This window comes from Bacillus methanolicus, assembly GCF_028888695.1.
Lineage (GTDB): Bacteria > Bacillota > Bacilli > Bacillales > Cytobacillaceae > Bacillus_Z > Bacillus_Z methanolicus_B.
In genome coordinates this window covers 209,359-227,347 of the sequence record NZ_PNFF01000002.1, presented here as the reverse complement: position 1 = coordinate 227,347, position 17,989 = coordinate 209,359, and the positions used below count along the sequence as shown (strand labels likewise).

9 protein-coding genes and 2 pseudogenes are annotated in these 17,989 nt (G+C 36.9%); 5 read left to right on the top strand and 6 right to left on the bottom strand.

Translation table 11 applies throughout. The features are described from left to right. Nucleotides 1-9 precede the first annotated feature (9 nt). Both C0966_RS12780 and galE read left to right on the top strand, forming a co-directional pair. Nucleotides 10-1,685: pseudogene (locus tag C0966_RS12780) on the top strand (phospho-sugar mutase). Between the two features lie 45 nt (nucleotides 1,686-1,730). Continuing rightward, a pseudogene (gene galE / locus C0966_RS12775) lies at nucleotides 1,731-2,701 on the top strand (UDP-glucose 4-epimerase GalE). 906 nt (nucleotides 2,702-3,607) lie between these two features. Here galE and C0966_RS12770 read toward each other — a convergent pair. After that, nucleotides 3,608-4,360 (bottom strand): hypothetical protein, encoded by a 753-nt coding sequence (locus C0966_RS12770; RefSeq protein ID WP_274856099.1) that lies wholly within the window; start codon nucleotides 4,358-4,360, stop codon nucleotides 3,608-3,610. A gap of 230 nt (nucleotides 4,361-4,590) precedes the next feature. Here C0966_RS12770 and C0966_RS12765 point away from each other — a divergent pair, with 230 nt between their 5' ends. Next, on the top strand, nucleotides 4,591-6,876 hold the full coding sequence (locus tag C0966_RS12765; RefSeq protein WP_274856098.1) for a hypothetical protein: 2,286 nt from the start codon (nucleotides 4,591-4,593) through the stop codon (nucleotides 6,874-6,876). 461 nt (nucleotides 6,877-7,337) lie between these two features. On the opposite strand, the gene C0966_RS12760 is transcribed toward C0966_RS12765, so the two are convergent. Beyond that, nucleotides 7,338-7,829 carry a hypothetical protein gene (locus C0966_RS12760; protein ID WP_274856097.1) on the bottom strand — a complete coding sequence of 164 codons (492 nt, stop codon included), beginning with the start codon at nucleotides 7,827-7,829 and terminating at the stop codon, nucleotides 7,338-7,340. A gap of 551 nt (nucleotides 7,830-8,380) precedes the next feature. Here C0966_RS12760 and C0966_RS12755 point away from each other — a divergent pair. Continuing rightward, nucleotides 8,381-9,994 carry an Ig-like domain-containing protein gene (locus tag C0966_RS12755; RefSeq protein ID WP_274856096.1) on the top strand — a complete coding sequence of 538 codons (1,614 nt, stop codon included), beginning with the start codon at nucleotides 8,381-8,383 and terminating at the stop codon, nucleotides 9,992-9,994. Between the two features lie 386 nt (nucleotides 9,995-10,380). Here C0966_RS12755 and C0966_RS12750 read toward each other — a convergent pair whose 3' ends face one another. Then, nucleotides 10,381-12,303, bottom strand: a complete 1,923-nt coding sequence (locus C0966_RS12750) for a bifunctional metallophosphatase/5'-nucleotidase (RefSeq protein WP_274856094.1) — start codon at nucleotides 12,301-12,303, stop codon at nucleotides 10,381-10,383. 1,501 nt (nucleotides 12,304-13,804) lie between these two features. Between C0966_RS12750 and C0966_RS12745 the strand changes: the two genes are divergently transcribed. Next, entirely contained in the window at nucleotides 13,805-13,996 is a 192-nt protein-coding gene (locus tag C0966_RS12745; RefSeq protein ID WP_274856092.1) for a hypothetical protein, read from the top strand. A gap of 470 nt (nucleotides 13,997-14,466) precedes the next feature. On the opposite strand, the gene C0966_RS12740 is transcribed toward C0966_RS12745, so the two are convergent. Genes C0966_RS12740 through C0966_RS12730 form a run of 3 tightly spaced genes read right to left on the bottom strand, consistent with a single transcriptional unit; the run spans nucleotide 14,467 to nucleotide 17,985 of the window. Beyond that, the gene (locus C0966_RS12740; protein ID WP_274856089.1) at nucleotides 14,467-15,885 is read right to left on the bottom strand and encodes a zinc ribbon domain-containing protein; all 1,419 of its coding nucleotides are present in this window, start codon (nucleotides 15,883-15,885) and stop codon (nucleotides 14,467-14,469) included. Between the two features lie 15 nt (nucleotides 15,886-15,900). Beyond that, nucleotides 15,901-17,475, bottom strand: coding sequence for a zinc ribbon domain-containing protein (locus C0966_RS12735; RefSeq protein WP_274856087.1), 1,575 nt, complete (start codon nucleotides 17,473-17,475; stop codon nucleotides 15,901-15,903). Between the two features lie 24 nt (nucleotides 17,476-17,499). Beyond that, complete coding sequence (locus C0966_RS12730; RefSeq protein ID WP_274856086.1) at nucleotides 17,500-17,985, bottom strand: zinc ribbon domain-containing protein; 486 nt, start codon at nucleotides 17,983-17,985, stop codon at nucleotides 17,500-17,502. Nucleotides 17,986-17,989 lie beyond the last annotated feature (4 nt).

Genomic DNA, 17,989 nt, shown 5'->3' with positions numbered 1-17,989 from the left:
CAACAATTAATCGATATGAAAAATAATGAAAAGGTGCTTGAGGATAGTTTTTATAAAAATTTAGACTTTGGCACAGGCGGTATGCGCGGGGAGATTGGTCCTGGTACGAATCGGATGAACATTTATACAATTCGTAAAGCGTCTGAAGGGTTAGCGCGTTACATTGTCGAGCAAGGCGAAAAAGCGAAAGAGCGCGGTGTCGTGATTGCCTATGATTCCCGTCATAAATCGTCTGAGTTTGCGTTAGAAGTGGCAAAGACGGTTGGAAAGCATGGGATCAAAGCTTACTTATTTAAAGAGCTTCGTCCAACTCCAGAGCTGTCGTTTGCGGTTCGTCATTTAGGCGCGTTTGCCGGTGTCGTGATTACTGCAAGTCATAATCCGCCGGAGTATAACGGGTTTAAAGTGTATGGAGAAGAAGGTGGACAAATCCCGCCAGCTGCGGCAGATACGATTATTCAATACGTCAATGCAGTCGAAAATGAATTGACGGTGGAAGTGGCAAACGAGCAAGAACTTCTTGCAAACGGTTTGCTTACTTATATCGGAGAAGGAATCGATGAAGCGTATGTTCAGCTATTAAAAACAATTCAATTAGCTCCAGAGATGGTTGCGAAAGTGGCGAAGGATTTAAGAATTGTCTTTTCTCCATTGCATGGCACTGCCAATAAGTTAGTACGCGCTGGTTTAAAAGCATTTGGCTTTGAAAACGTCACCGTTGTTAAGTAACAAGAGCTACCTGACCCGTACTTTTCCACTGTTGCTTCGCCAAACCCGGAAGAACATGCGGCTTTTGAATTGGCGATCAAAAATGGAGAAGAAATGGAAGCAGACATTTTAATGGCGACAGATCCGGATGCTGACCGTCTTGGTGTCGCGGTGAAGAACCTTGAAGGACAATATGTTGTCTTAACAGGCAACCAAATGGGCGCGTTGATGCTGGAATATTTATTATCACAAAAGCAGGCGAAAGGCATATTGCCGGAAAACGGTGTCGTTGTTAAAACAATAGTTACGTCAGAAATTGGTCGCGCGATTTCAAAGCATTATGGATTGCCGACGATTGATACGTTAACAGGCTTTAAATTTATTGGTGAGAAAATTAACGAATTTGAACTAACGAAAGCATACACGTTCCAATTTGGTTATGAAGAAAGCTATGGCTATTTAATCGGTGACTTTGTCCGAGACAAAGACGCGGTCCAATCCGCTATTTTTGCGGCAGAGGTCGCGGCATATTATAAGTCAAAAGGAAAAACATTGTATGAAGGTTTATTAGAGATTTTTGCGAAATATGGTTATTTTAAAGAATCATTGTGTTCGGTCACGCTAAAAGGAAAAGAGGGTGCAGAGCAAATAGCGAACATTTTAGCGACATTCCGCAAAGAACCGCCTAAAGAAATCGCTGGCGTTGCCGTTGTCGCGATTGAAGACTATTTAACAAGCAAACGCACGATGGTTGCGACCGGAGAAGAGTCAACGATTGATTTGCCTCGTTCGAACGTCTAAAGTACCATCTCGCAAATAGTTCGTGGTTCTGCTTACGACCATCTGGAACAGAGCCGAAAGCGAAGTTTTACTTTGGCGTGAAAGGAACATCATTGGAAGAGAGCGAAACATTACTTGCACAGTTAGAAAATACGGTTATGGAATTAGTAAATGACATTGTTTATCAATATAATTAATTCATTTGTTTTGTTTTCTTAAAGGCCCTGGTTAGGAGGATTTGTATGATTTTAGTCATTGGCGGTGCTGGCTACATCGGTAGCCATTTAGTAAAGGAATTAGTAGAAAAAGAAGAAGTTATAGTTCTCGATAAACTTTCCACCGGTTATCGTCATTTAGTTGATGAACGTGCCGTTTTTTTTCAAGGGGACTTAGGTAATCGTGCCGATTTAGAAGCGATTTTTGAAAAATACCCGATTAAAGCAGTGATGCATTTTGCGGCAAACAGTTTAGTTGGTGAATCGGTTGTTGATCCGATGAAATATTATCAAAACAATGTGGCGGCGACGATAACATTACTGGAAACAATGTTGAAATATAATGTGAAAAACTTTATTTTCTCATCAACAGCGGCGACGTATGGGATTCCAAATGTTGAATTGATTACGGAAGATTGTCCAACAAACCCAATTAATCCATATGGACGTTCAAAATTAATGATCGAACAAATTTTAGAGGATTTTGCAGTGGCTATGATCTTAACTATGTTGTTCTTCGTTATTTCAACGCGGCTGGAGCGCATGAGTCAGGGGAAATTGGTGAAGACCATAACCCAGAGACACATTTAATCCCTATCGTGTTGCAACATTTATTAGGAGAACGTGAGAAAATCTCTGTCTTCGGGACCAATTACGATACTCCGGACGGCACATGCATTCGTGACTACATCCATGTCACCGACCTTGCACGAGCGCATATTCTTGCGATAGAAGCACTGCTTGACGGTAAAAAGAAAACCGCGGTCTACAATCTTGGTAACGGCTTAGGCTATTCCGTTAAAGAAGTGATTGAAACGTGCGAAAGAGTTACAGGCCGTAAAGCCGTGATCGAATACACCGACCGCCGCCCGGGTGACCCTGCTCGTCTTGTCGCTTCATCGCAAAAAATTTACGAAGAACTTGGCTGGAAAGCGAATTATTCACTTGAAGAAATAATTGCAAGCGCTTGGAAATGGCATAGCCGAAACGCGAAATAAACAGGAAAGCCTCCTGCTGAATCTTTTTCAGTGGGAGGATGTTTATTCTAAGTTAGCCGTTTATTTTATATAGTTACCTTATTGGACTTAGCTTTGATATTTAATGAGAAATCTACATTACTGCTCTTTCCTGTAACCGCCTGATAACTTTGAACACATTTTGCTAATTAGTAGTGAACACTTTACTGGAAGTTAGTGCTGGCATTTTGTCACTTTACTTGGAGCCTCTGCGGGCAAGATTATTAGCCAGGAAGCCTGATATATCAATGAATCTGGCTCAGCCGACAAAGGCTATCATGCCCGCCTCTCCAAATAAAGTGCACGTCTCTACTGGAAAAAAGTGTTCAATCTTATTCAGCATTTTTAGGTAAGAAAGTGTTCATTTCTACTTGGCGGTTACATTTCCCTAATTACATTAATAATTATTGGTACTTTAAAGGGTTTGTGAATAATAGTTTGAGGAAGATAGTTTTGAAAATCTGTGTTTCGATATCATCTAAAAATAAGTTTTTGTAGAAAGTGTAAAAGATTGGGTTTTTGAAATTCAATTTATTAATCAAACGTTTGATTAAATACTGCGGAATGAGAATACATGGGATTAAAGTAAAAAGTTCAAATTGTCTTGGTGTTTATGTAAAAAGTGAAAAGAAGATACAATTAACTTCAAGTGAATGAAAATAAGAAAAAGACTACACTTTTTGTAAGGCAGTAATTTACTAAAAGCATGAAAATTGATCCTCCATAATTGTTTTTTTAAAATTCTTTCATGCCTGATTAGCTTCTTAGTTTAATAATCAAGTTTTTCAAAAGGGATTCTACCTTAATCAAAAGCTATAAATTTTAATTCCCTATATTGAAAAAGAATCCCCTTTAGATACTTAAAATCTAGAGGGGATTCTTTTTGATTTAAAATGCTTCCTTCGCTTTGTTTATTAGGTCCGCTTCTCGTGCTTTTTTGGTACTTTCGTATTCTTCTTTAAAACTATTCGCATGAGAAGCGCTAAATCCGTTCTTTTTTAATTCATTCTGTAAAGCATTAAGGATCGTATTAAACGCAGCATCTGTATTCTTTTCTAATACTCTACTTGCAGAACTGTATTTCTGATAGAAATAGGGAAAAGATATAGATTCTCCATTTTTCTTTTTTTCTTGGTATTCTGTATAAGCTTGAGCTACAAGGGAATCGATTTTATTATTTGCCTGTATTTGTAAGTACTCAAATGATGGACGATATTTTTGTTTAATACTAGCCACAGTAACCTCTTTTTGCTGATTTCCTGTCTTATTTCCTTCTATACTTAATTCCTTAGAATTATTTTTTTGGTGATTAGTAGAACTCTGAGATGAATCATTAATTGGTGCAATAGTTGATGTGTGACTTTTGTCATTATTATTTGTTTTGCTTTGTGCTTTTATATTTTTTTCAATTTCAGACTTATTATTATTTGTTTTATTTTGAGCTTCTTCAATTTTTTCTTCAATTTCAGAACTGCCATTTTCTCCTGGCAGGATGATATCGTATTCAGAAGTAGTAATCTCCTCTACTTTTTTATCAGCAACATTGTATTTTTTTACTTTGAAAAAATAATAGGCTGTTCCAGCACCTCCAAGTACAATAATCAGGACAATCGATATAGCAATTTTCCAAACTCTTCTCATTTTCTTAAGGTTTCCCCTTTCAATTCCTTAGTAAGTACTAAAATATTACCATAATTTTCATTCAATTTTCATAAAAAGTTGGATAAAATTGTGTAAATTTAACTATTTTTATTGAATTAAGGAAATATCTAAATTATTATTTTCTTATGGATTATTATTCCAAATTCGTATAAACGGCATAAAACTGACATAGGAAATGGAAATTAAATATAAGAGAGGCGTGTATATCTATGAAAAAAAAGAAATACATAGTAGGAAAAACAGTTTTAGCTGCGACGGTTGCAACGTCTGTATTTGCGGTCACGAACACAGCAGATGCTGCCTCTGTTTCAGAAGCAGAAAAAGCAGTTGTAAAAGCTGAAAAGCTTGCTGGTGCACTGAAATGGGAAGTTTCGATTGAATATCGAAAAACAAAGTATCCGAACAATCTCGTTGGATATCCAAATATGAAGTTGTTCAACGACACAAAGAAGGCTCTTGCCGAAGCTAAGAAATCTGTTGCCGCCTTGAAGGGAAAAGAGAAAGAAGTGTTACAAGCTCGTCTTGATGCCAATGTAACAACTTATGTTAACAGAGCGGCTGCCTATATTGATGCTGTATCTTCCGGTTTGAAAATCCAGAAGAAATATACTGAATTAAAGAGCAGATTTGATAAGAATATCGTCGATGACCAAACAGAAAAGCTGTATCATGAGCTTTCAAGAGAAATTAAGAAAAATGCTTTTATGCTGGATCGGGTGTATGGTACCACAACACGGAACGAATTCCGTCATTACTACAAACATTCAGCTGAGAATCTAATGAAGCAATTATTATATCCTGTTTCTATTAAAATTGAGATCGACCGTGCAGAAAAAGCATTGAAAGCAAAAAATACGGATTTGGCTGCAACGCATCTTAGTAATGTTGATTTTCTAGTAAGTGAAGCAGCTAAAAAAGGCCAAAAAGAAACAAGTGCCATTATTAAAAACGCCTTGTCAAAACTGGAAAATACTCAAAAAGAATTTAATAAAGTTGGAGTTTTATATATTGCTAAATCTACCAATTCGGCTTCACCTTCTACATTCGGTCCTGCATCGGGTAGCGAGACATTAGACAAAACGGTTTATATCGTTGCCGGAAAAAATCAACATGTGAAATTGAGAAATGTCTCTATTAACGGAAATCTTGTAGTAAAAGGTTCACTTGATGGAGCAGGTACTGTTTATCTTGAAAATGTCAAAGTGAACAAAGTAAACGGAACTTTAGGAAGCATTATTGTGGAGGATGTTGCTGATCACAGCCTTTATTTGAAAGGTGTAGAAGCCGATAGTGTGGTAGTCAATGATGCGAATGGTTCTAACCTTGTAGCGCAAGAAGGCGTAAAAGTAAAAAGCCTTGTTGTTTCTGAAAAAGCAGGAACGAAAGGAAGTGTAGCACTAGAATCGAAAGCGGTCGGATCATTTGAAAAAATTACAATCGCAGCAAAAGGTTCTGCTAATTCTCAAGGTGTCGTATTAAAAGGAGATCTTTCAGCTACATCCGTAAATGTAACAGGAGAAAATGCAAAAATAGCAGTATCTGAAGGTGCTAAAGTTAAAGAAATAAAATTGAATGCAGCAGCAAGTGTGGCTGTCGCAAAAGGAGCAGTTGTAGAGGAAATCAAAAAAGCCCCATCTGTTACCGGTAAAGTAGAAGTAGACAACAAAGGCACAGTTAAAAAGGCAGATGAGGGAATTAAAGTTGAAGGAAATAAGCCAGAAGTGGTGACACCACCGGCGCCAACTACACCTCCTTCAGTTCCAGGAGGAGGGGGAGGAGGACCAAGTGTAGTTATCCCTTCTTTGACAAGTGTCAATGCCATAATTGGCGGTGTTAGCGTTCCAGCTGAGAACAACACATTTAACCTGGCTGGGAAAAGTAACAATGACGTCTTAACAGAAATTCAAATCGGGACAAATCCAAGTACTAACGTAAAAGTAAAAGTGACTTCTTTAACAGCTAGAGGATCTTCTAACTGGATTAGTTCTCCAATCGAACTGCCGGGGACAAAGATAACTACAAAAGATCTTTTCGGCGATTTAGATACTGGCACCCCGGGAATCAGTTTAGGAAATTTGCGTGCTGTATTCTTAACAGATCCTATTAAAATTACTGGTGTTTTAGTAGGATCAGGTGGTGGTCAAAGTTCTGAAATTACCATTACAATAAATCTGGGAGCTAGTGCAGAAGCAATAACAACTTTTACTAATGAATTTGGAACGATTACAAAAAAGGGTAATAATACAATAGAAGTAGTTATTAATAAGAACAAATCAGATACTACTATAGGGGATATAGAGCAAAAAACAAAAGTTGATTTCTCCCAAATCCTAATCTCTTTTGCTGAGTCTGCGTCTCCTGAAGTTGCTAATTTACTTAATCAATTGATTAATAATCAATTAGGAAAGGCTCTCGATGATGTAAAATTAGGAGATTTAGTAGGAAGATCCTTCCAAGTAAACGACTTTACAGTAGAATTTAAGAAAAGTAGCTAATTTAGTTTGATAAAGATGTAGGTAGAAAACTGGTTTTTAAAAGGGGCAGCTCATGCTGTCTCTTTTTTCATATATTAAAGAACTTTGCGAAAACAGAAAAATGTCTTTGGAATCGTTACGTTTCTTATGGGGATTTTATCGTAAAAAACCGACAATTTAATGGGAAAAGACCCGGATGCCGATCGTTTTTGTGTTGAGGTAAAAACCTTGAAGGGCAATATGTCTTGTTATCGGGCAACCAGATGTGTGCACTTATGGATGGAATATTTTTTATCACAAAAGCTAGCGAAAGAGTTGAAGAATAACCGGGGAAAAAGATAAATAAAAAACTGAAATTTTACTTGGAGATAAAAGGAGAGATTGATATATAAAGGAAAAGTAAAGGGGTTGAGTGCAATGATATCTGGATAATATTGAACTTTGCCTTTTGATATTTTTCTAATTATGTTCATGGTGTTAAGCTATTCAAGCCCCATCGTTTTTTGAATTCTGCGGATATCCACTTTGTTTTTCCAGCTTTCTTCTTTTAAGATTTCAACACTAAATTCGATATCTTTGATCTGATTTCTTATCTCGCCAAAATCTTTAGTATTTTGAAGCACTAATTCATTGGCTTCAGCCTTTAGAGCCACTTGTCCAGACCTTAAATCCCTTAAAATACTTCCGTGTTCTTTCAAAGTTTCTCCATGTTGTTTCAAAATTGCACCGTGCTCTTTCAAAGTTTCTCCATGTTCTTTCAAAATTGTACCGTGTTCTTTCAAAGTTTCTCCATGTTCTTTCAAAATTGCACTATGCTCTTTCAAAATTGCGCTATGTTCTTTCAAAATAGCGCTGTGCTCTTTCAAAATTACACTATGTTCTTTCAAAACTTCACTATGCTCGTCTAACTTCTTAGACTGATCATCAAGTTTTTCATTAATTTGCTGAAGAGTTTGTAAAATCAGCTTTTCCAATTAGTTTACCTCCTAACAAACGTTTCTATTATTTTATCATTTTAAAGATTTAATATCTATTTCCATTTTCACCTATTCCTTTCCTGGCATCTGCCGTTTGCTTTATATTCGGAAGGAATAATCCGAGATTTTAGTTAAAGTCAGGAACCTAGATGAGAACATTGTTGATTTCAAAGCTGTACAAATGGTAATTTTCCCGGCAAATTACTGTCTGGATAAATTTGAATAAAATTTTCAATTTTACGATAACATTTGTTTTTAGTTGCGTTGAATAATTCATGCAAATTTATTGATCTTTTTTCTAACGTCTTGTAGGCCGGTATATCCTGCAAGCCGTATTTTTTTGGCGTCAAATGGCAGTTATTAAGTAGACGTAAAATATGTCGAAATTTATAAAACAAACAATGATTTTCTTTGAATTACAAGTATTGTAAAATAATAATAATTGAACCATTAGGAAAAAGGTGATAGGTCAAAAGGGAATTCAGCTTTTGATTGCAGTATCGTACATAATCAACCAAACTTATAATGTTCTATTAGGGGGAAATTTTATGAGAAGCGGTAAAAAGATATTTTCTTTTTTCTTAGGGATTGCTCTTATTACGATCTCATTTGTGAAAACGAATACGGCATCCGCCAGTTCGCCGATAGAATTGCCGTTAGGTACAACAGTTTCTGGATACATTACTGACACCGATGATGAACAAATTTACATGATAAATTTAAAGCAAGCCGGGAGAGTTACAGTTAAACTCGACTCTTATATAGCTGGGGTGTATATAGGACTGGAAGATTCAGATGGAAATGAAGTATTCAGGAAATATGTTTCTGAAGGCAATCCGGTAAATCCGGCAAAATGGTCAGACTGGAAGGATCTTGAAGCAGGAACATATTATATTAAAGTTAATAAAAGCTCTTCTACTGGAAAATACGATTTAAGAGTAAACTACGAGGCGGCCAATAACAATGAAATCGGACCTAATAACGGGACAGTGCAAGCACAGCCGCTTGCGTTAAATAGCCAAACAGTAACCGGATTTATCAGCTGGAATGACAGCAATGATTATTACAAGGTCGTCTTGCCGAAATCAGGCAGGGTAACAGTTAAGCTGGACTCTTTTATAGCTGGAGTGTATATAGGATTGGAAGATTCAGAGGGAAATGAAGTATTCAGTAAATATGTTTCTGAAGGCAATCCGGCAAATCCGGCAAAATGGTCAGACTGGAAGGATCTTGAAGCAGGAACATATTATATTAAAGTTAATAAAAGCTCTTCTACTGGAAAATACGATTTAAAAGTAAACTACGAGGCGGCCAAAAACAATGAAATCGAACCTAATAACGGGACAGTGCAAGCACAGCCACTTGCGGTCAATAGCCAAACAGTAACCGGATTTATCAGCTGGAATGACAGCAATGATTATTACAAGGTCGTCTTGCCGAAATCAGGCAGGGTAACAGTTAAGCTGGACTCTTTTATAGCTGGAGTGTATATAGGATTGGAAGATTCAGAGGGAAATGAAGTATTCAGTAAATATGTTTCTGAAGGCAATCCGGCAAATCCGGCAAAATGGTCAGAGTGGAAGGATCTTAAAGCAGGGACATATTATATTAAAGTTAATAAAAGCACTTCTACGGGAAAATACACACTCAGCGTCCAATCCCCTGATTTGTTGCCTGCACCGCCAACTGTAAATTTAGTAAGCAATAAGAGCAAGTCGGTGACAGGAAAAACGGTGCCAAATGGAACGGTTTCCGTGAAAATCAACTCGAAAGTATATACCGGCAAAAGCGACAGCAAAGGAGCCTTTAACGTTAGTATTCCGGTGCAAAAAGCCGGTACGAAGCTGTATGTAACAGTGAAAGACAAATCTGGTTATACAAGCAAAGAGAGAGCAGTGGTGGTAGCAGATAGAATTCCACCTGCTGCACCAAGCGTTAACACTATTACCAGCAAATCTAAAACGATCACCGGAAAAGCGGAAGCAAACTCCACGGTCATTGCATATGTGGGGAGCCAAAAAATCGGAAGCGCCAAAGCGGATAAGTATGGAAAATATACGATTAAAATAACTCCTAAAAAAACAGGAACATCTATTAAAGTGATTGCTGTTGACGGATCCGGAAATAAGAGTGCTGGAAAAGTTGTAAAGGTGAAAAAGTAAATAATTCTTAATTCAATTGGGGATCTGATTCGGTTTCTTTAATTGAAAAACTGAAGGAACTGGTCCTCATTCAGTAAAGATAAGGGAACTTGGTTTCAATAGGATATCAACATAAATTTTGCAGAAAGTGTAAAAGATGGGGTTTTTGAAATTCGATTTATTAATCAAACGTTTGATTAAATATCCCAGGATACATTAATATGAGACACCGCCGAAAGACTTGTTAATAAAGTAAAATGTTTTAGAACAGCCTGTGTCCTGAAAAAGCCGTTTCAGCAGAAAACAAATAGGCTGCAACTGTGACGGTGGGTGAAAATATAAAGATAGAAGAAAAGGGGCTTATTCCCAAAAGTAAAATTTCTACTTTTGTGGCAGCCCCCTTTTTATTATTGAACAATATTAATACGACCTTCTACCTTCGGTTCGACTGCATCAAATTTTTGTAAGTAGTCGATAAATACTTGATAGTCAGGAATGAATAGCTCTGTCATGCGTCCTTCTTCTTTCGCTTTCTTAAAGACCGTATAGCCGTCGCCGCCGTCAGCCATATAAGCGTTTGTTGCAACGATATATTTTGCTGTTTTATCGATTGGAGCAAATCCTTTATCCGTTTTTACTTGAACGTCAACAATGCGGCTGCCCGCAGGTTTTTTCGGATCGTACGTAAATTTCATACCGGCAACTTGAGGGAAGCGGCCAGCTTGCTCTTCAACTTTGCTGACACCATTTTCGAGCGCTTCAATAATTTCTGCTCCTGTTAATTCAAGCGTTACAAGCGTATTCGCAAACGGCATTACCGTTAATACATCACCCATTGAAATATTTCCTTCATTAATCGAAGAGCGAATTCCGCCCCCATTTTGAATCGCGATCGTTGCTGTTGTGCTTTCTTGCGCTTTTGCAAGCATGCCGTCAGCAACAAAGTTTCCTAAGTTGGTTTCTTTTGTGTGGACATTTTGACGTTCCCCATCCAGAAAGACTTTTGTTTTGCCGACAATTTCTGCTTTCATTTCATCTAAAGGTTTTTTCAATTCCTCATATAAGGCTTGCGCTTTTTGATTGGAAGGGATGACATAATTTTTGTTTCCATCCACCGCGTCAAGGTCAATTAATTGTCCGCGCCAGTCTTCAAGAACTCCTTTTTCGTCAAAGTAGACATCAACGCGACCTAAGAATTTACTATATTCATTGGCTTGGACAATAATAGTCGGCTCTTCTTTGACGTGAAGCGCTGCCGGTTCTTCAAGTTTTGTATGGCTATGACCGCCGACGATCACATCAATGCCTTTTACTTGTTCCCCTAATTCTACATCGTATTTATAACCTAAGTGGCTTAAAGCAATAATTTTGTTCACATCTTCTTTTTTCAGCAAGTTAACTGCTTGTTGTGCTTTTGTTTTGGCGTTTTCAAATACAATGTTTTTACCAGGGTTAGCAAGAATCGCTGTCTCCTCTGTTGTTAAACCGAAGATGCCGACCTTTTCGCCGCCGACATTTAAAATAATTGCTTCGTAAATGCCGCCGCCTTTAGCATTTTTGCCTACGCCGCCCTTAAACAAGTTTTTCAACTCAGGCTCTTTATTGTAAACGATATTGGAGCTAACGATTGGGAATTTTGCGTTTTTCACGAAATCGGCAAATGGCTTAGGCCCTTTGTCAAATTCGTGGTTGCCGGGCACCATCGCGTCGTAGCGCGCCTGATTCATAAACTGTAAATCTGCCTGGCCTAAGTATTTGTTGAAAAATAACGTTCCAGAAAAGACATCTCCCGCATCAAGCAAAATGGAATGTTTTGTTTTTTTACGAATATTTTCAATCGCTGTAATGCGGCGGGCTGCGTTATCTAAGTGAGCGTGTGTATCGTTTGTATGCATGATAGTAAAAGCAAATGGTTTTGGCTCGACTTTAGGCGTTTCTTGCTCACGTTTATGACCATTGACAAGGGCAAGCTTTTCTTTTGAAGGAGTCTCGTATTTTACGAAACCAGGTTGTTTTTTAACAAAGAGACCGGATCCTAAGAAGTATAAGCCGCCGTCTTTCGCATCATAGCCATAAACACGGTATTGTTCACCCGCTTTTAGCGTACGAACGACTTGCGCCTTTTTGTTTTTATCCCATTTCCATAACTTCGTAGATTTTAAAACATTAATTTTGCCAATTTGCCCTGTTTTTAACACGGAGCCGTTCCAGTATACAGCCTTTTGTTCAGGAGATTGGGCAAACCCGGCTACTGGTGCTGCGAAACTTGCTGCTGTCAACATTGCAGCAAAAAATAAACCAATGTGTTTTTTGATTTTTTTCCTAATCATGTAAAACCTCCCAAAATTTATTTTTTCTCTATCATACTATCAAACAATTGTTAAAGAAAAGTTTTAATTTCGTAAAATATATTTTCAAGCATAAACGGGAGCATACACAAAATTAATTTACACAATTATTCTCGTATGGTAAAATATTACTATATATACAGATTGATATTCCTACATTATGAAGCATTTCGATCGCTTTTTTGTCACGCTTAAACTTTTTGCTTATGTTGGTTTTTCAATCTGACGTAATTGCTAAGAACTTGAAGATCGGTGGGTCATGTTGCTTTTTTTTTAGCTTTTTACTGACAATTAACAAGCGCTGCTTCGGTTAGTGATTTAGATAAACTGGTTTATCTTGGTATAGTGAAAGAAAGCGAACGAAAGAAAATAAAAAATATTAAAGCCCCGATAACAAAACTTAAAGCATATATCTTATTTCTTTGTTTATCAGGTCTTAAAGGGAAAGGGAAGTCATTTAATGGAAAGATACCTATAAAAATAGCAAAAAAGCAGCAAAAGAATGCACTCTCTTGCTTAAATTACTCCAAAGTCAATCCGCATCCTAGTTGGGACAAAAAAGCGTCCATTTTCTCCCTAATTCTATGTTAGCAATAAAAGAGTTTACTAAATATATGTTGGATGTTTTAGTCTGCAAGCAGATATCGATTATTTAGCAGAAGAACAGCTTTATTATGTGAAAAAAATATTTCTGCTTGCCGAGGAAGATGTTCTTCGTGCAAACAGTAAATTAACCTTGAAAGAAGCCTATCGAATTATTTTAGCCTCCATGAAAGTATTCACAAAGAATCAGCAGCTTTTTTCAAGCGTATTAGTAAAGAAGAAAATAGTTAGTTTGTCAAACAAAATAACTTACATATTTCAACGGAAGAAGGTAGTTCTTAATATAGCAGGATCAAAAATTCATATTATCACAAATTATGGGAGTTTCAGTAACTATTCAAGTTTTGCATAGGGGAAGATTATAACAACGGCTTTTATATCTATTCTTTTTGGTACTTGACAGCGAGGGAGGTGAGGCTAATGAAAAAACATTCGGCTTTTTGGAGATATTTTCTAAATTTTGATTATTAGAGAAAGGCATATCCACACCATCTGGAACTTTAAAAAGCATTAAAGTAGTAACGGGTGGTACAAAACTATATGTCGACGGAAATTTAGTTAAACCAACTGATGCCAAAGGGAATGTCGTTGAGCCTATTAAATATGAAAACAATCTGTACGTGCCGGTAGAAGCATTGTCAAACGCACTAACCAATTATTCAAAACCGGTAACTTGGGATAAGAAAACTTCATCGGTTTATGTAGGAAAAGTGCTCATAGCTCCTCAGACGGATATTACCGAACTTGTCAAGTATAGTACAGAGAAAAGAGGATTAACGGAAAAGGAAATTAATTCTTATTTGAAGACAATTAAATAAGTAATGGATCAAAGTTAGCAACGACAGTTAAATGGAGCGCCTTAAGGAATGTGGAGGATGTGATGAAATTGTCTAATGATAAAAATTGTCCAAAATGTAATGGTAATGAATTTACAGAAGGAAGCGATTTTATGCCCATAAAACCATTAGATAAGAAATTATCAATGGGTTCAAATAAAATCTATACCTTCTGCTTGAATTGTGGAGAAATAATTTCAACAAGAATTGAAAACCCTGAAAAATTCAGGAAATAAAATAATATATTAATTTTAACAAACTAAGGTTTTAGTTGAAGATTATCTGTCATTGGAATGATTATGTTTGGGAACATTTAGTAATACAGAGTTTGACATAAAACTAAAAAAGGGGGAGTAAATTTGAAAAATGAGCTGTCGTTCGCATTTATGAGCCCTCGTTCTAATTTATGAGCCGTCGTTTGCGAATATGAGCCTTCATTCAGAAAAATGAGCCGTCGTTCGCGGATATGAGCTTTCATTCAAAAAAATGAGCCCTTATTTTGATATATGAGCCTTCATCTGAAAAATGAGCCTTCATTCAGAAAATAACCCGTCGATCACTATTATGATCCTCCATTCCGATACGATATTTTAACAAAAAATGACCGGGCCTAGCCCGGTCATGATTTCCTGCTAAACTTGCAAATATTAATCAATTCAATTTGATTTCAAGAGTTCTCTTTGGAAGGTCAGCTTCACTATGGTCTCTAAAGATCATCGCTGTACAATTCTTTCGTCTCAATTAGTGTGTGCACTTTTAAACCTTCTTCTAAAACTGTTAAGTAAAATTTTGATCGGAATTCTTTATACTTCGACGTTCCATCCCCATAATAAATCGTATAGCTCTCCTCGGTAGTCACGTTAAAGCCGCCATCCACCGGTTCATAATCGATTAATTCCATATCATGAAACTCTTCGGTAATGCCTTTTTCTTCTAAGTATTTGATATATTTTCTATTCTCAATATATGATTTGCCATTCGGATCAAGCGTTTCTTTCGCTACATCAAAATCCCGGTTATTAAAGGCATTTACTTGAGTAACAAAGTGATCGTACATAAATGACTCTATTTGTTCTTCTCCAATGGCATCCATGTATCCTTGTATATCGGCTTCGGCAGAAGCAGCTTCTGTTTCCGGTTCTTCGAAAATGAAGTCGATACTTGAGTCATCGGTTACTTCAAATTCCTCGGTTTTTTCTGTTTTCCCATTGATAGTTCTTTCGGCATGAAGCTTAATTGTTCCGTCAGTTGGAACAGGACCGAAGCTGTCAATATCTGCGATTTTCTTTCCGGTGCTTTTTCCATTTACGAACAACACAGCATTTTCGTCGTTAGAGTAAACAACAATGCTTGCGCCGTCCAGCTCCATATAAACGTCCAATACATTTTCTTCGGAATCGGCGAAATCCAAGGTGTCTTCAGCGGTCAATTTGGCGTATTCCCCGTTGAAAACACTTTTTATCTTTTGTTCTCCCGGAAAGATATAGCCGATTTTTTCGGAGAGTTCGCTTTCTTTTAATTTCTTAACCTTTTTCCCATTAAGCCAGATTTCTGTGTTTTCCAGATTTGATGAAACATTTAATTGAATTGGAAAAAATTCGATTCCATATTGATCATAGAATAACCACTGTTTTTTTGAAAGCTTTTTTAATTTAATCAGTTTATTTCCGTAAATATCCTGTATCGGCTCGAGTTTTTTATATCCTTCTATACTGTATGCCTGCCTCTTAAGTTCTTTGCTGATCTCTTTAAAATCATTTTCTTTCGTAAGGTAATTGATATATGAGGCAGCTTCCTTATCAGAGACAGTGAGCTTATTCTGTCCATTATTCATGATATCGGCAAGGGCTTTCGCATCTTTATTCCTTACAGCTTGTTCAAATTTTTCCACCGTTTTTATTGGCTTTGATTGGGCTGAAAAATAAAGATGGCTTCCGGCAAGAACAGCTAGTATCACGATAACTGAAACAATTGTTGCTTTCATTTTTGCAGAAAGCTGCTGCCGTTCTCTTTTTTGCATTGTACGATTGGCCGCAATCTCGCGGCTGTCGAACTGGGTACCGCAATTCGTACAAAATGTCTGGTTTGCAGATAATTTCTCGCCGCAATTTTTACAATATTTCATACATACGCTCCTTCGTTAACTTTTCCATTTCGCAATAAAAGTACCTGCATATGCAAAAATAAAGGACATTAAGTAACTCTTAATAAACCCTGCTATTCCACTGAATCCAAGCATCATTTCGAATGAAGACTCATTACTAGCGGTTCCTGAAATGTGGAATTTTGTGATAGCAGTTAATAAACTGAAAAGGAGAGAGTATACAAAGCTGTAAATAACGATAGACACCAATGAATTTGATGCTTTTTTTGAAATTCTATAGCCTGACCATATAAAAAGAATAATTAATAAAAGAGTTCCGAGTTTCGTGTACAATCCGAAATTTGAACTATCTATTATTTCATGGAATTTGTATAAATCCAAATCCGTAAAATCACCCTTCGTTTCAATTCCTTTGAACATCGAATAGGTGAATATGGAATCCTCGTCATCTGATCGTCCAACAAGCTTCAGTGTACCGAAGCTTGATAGATTCCAAGTAAACAATCCTATTTGTGTCCCGATTGCAAGCACAAATTGAGAAGATTTATCGATTATTTGTTGAACGGTGGCATCTCCAATTAACCATGCTAACTGGTTTAAAAATTTATCCGTCATCATTTTAAAAATAATGATTGAAATGACAGAAAAAGCCAGCATGCTTCGGAAAAAGGTAGATATTCCTTGGTGAATAGCTTCTCCATATTCATGTACTTGACTTAAATGGCCTGTAGCTTTTTTAAAGTTAATGGCGAACAGCATCCCGATATAACTAAAAAGAAATGCAAAACCGAATCCTTTTATAAATGCTGAAAAAATTGAGTAAGAAGTATGTATTTTTATAGATAGTAATTCAGAATCTACATCATAATCGAATCCGCTGAACAGAGAAATAATCACTAATAGCAATCCATATATGATACCAACAGTTATGGCTCCATAAAAAAGGCTCGCAGGGGAAGTCTCCCTCGATATTTTTTGATAAATCATTCCTGATGAGAATAGAGATAACAAAGGAATTAATAATAAGATCATGGCACCAAAAGATAATTTTATTTCCCCAGATATAGGCTCGTCAATATTCATATCTACCTTAAATACCGGGGATATGAAATGGGAAGCCATTACCATGTCTGTTAATCCGAATAATGAATCCGGTTCAGGAATTGAGTCAGTCATAATCTCGGCATCTTTAATGACTTCATTTACATCGATGTTTAATTCTTTTTCAAGAAAAGACAATGAAGTATTTTTGTTTGTACTAAATACGACAAAACTCATAATAAATACGAGTAATAGAGCAGCTGCTGAAGAGAAAAGGGCCGGCTTAAAAAATTCCATATTAAACTTCGGAATAGCACGGGTGATTTGAACATTCGCTTTTACGGGGCTGATTGCATCTTTTGAGCCCGTTTTCTTATAGCTGTAAAGAGTCGTGCCGCATGAACCGCAATAATTATCACTTGGAGCTGCGGCATTCCCGCAGTTTGAACAAAATTGAGAAGCAGATTTATCTAAAGAATATTTTCCTTGATAAGGTTTTAATTTCGTACCATCATTAATGCAGTAATTATTTGAAGCGGAATTTTCTGCTCCGCAAGTGCTGCAGTACATATCCTGATTATCCTCCTCGTTTTTCTATATCTTTACGCCGCAGCATCCGCAAAATTGGGCTGTGGCAGGGACAGTCGCGCTGCATGTTCCACATTGAATTCGTTCTTCATTATCTGCCGTATTCATTGCTGCTATTTTAGATCCGCAGCTGCCGCAAAATCTGTCATTTTCACTGACAGGGGATCTGCAATTCGAACAAGCATTTCCGTTTGCTGTCGTCTTGTTCAGCTCTTCTAATGATTGCCGGATTTGATAGATTTGTTTATCTAAATCTAGTAACGGCTGCGCCATTTCAGTCAATGTATCATCGTGCAATGATGACATACGCAGCATTTTATAAACTTGTTCGCCAATTTTTATTATTAAGTTAGCGCGCTGATCAATGGTTTCTTGCAACGATTTTTTTAATTGGCTGATTTCCTGCGCAATTTGAAGTTTTTGCTTTCCTTGCTGAAGGCTGCCCTGGAGCATATTCAATCCTTCGCCAAGTTTTGTCTGAATATCACTCACGATT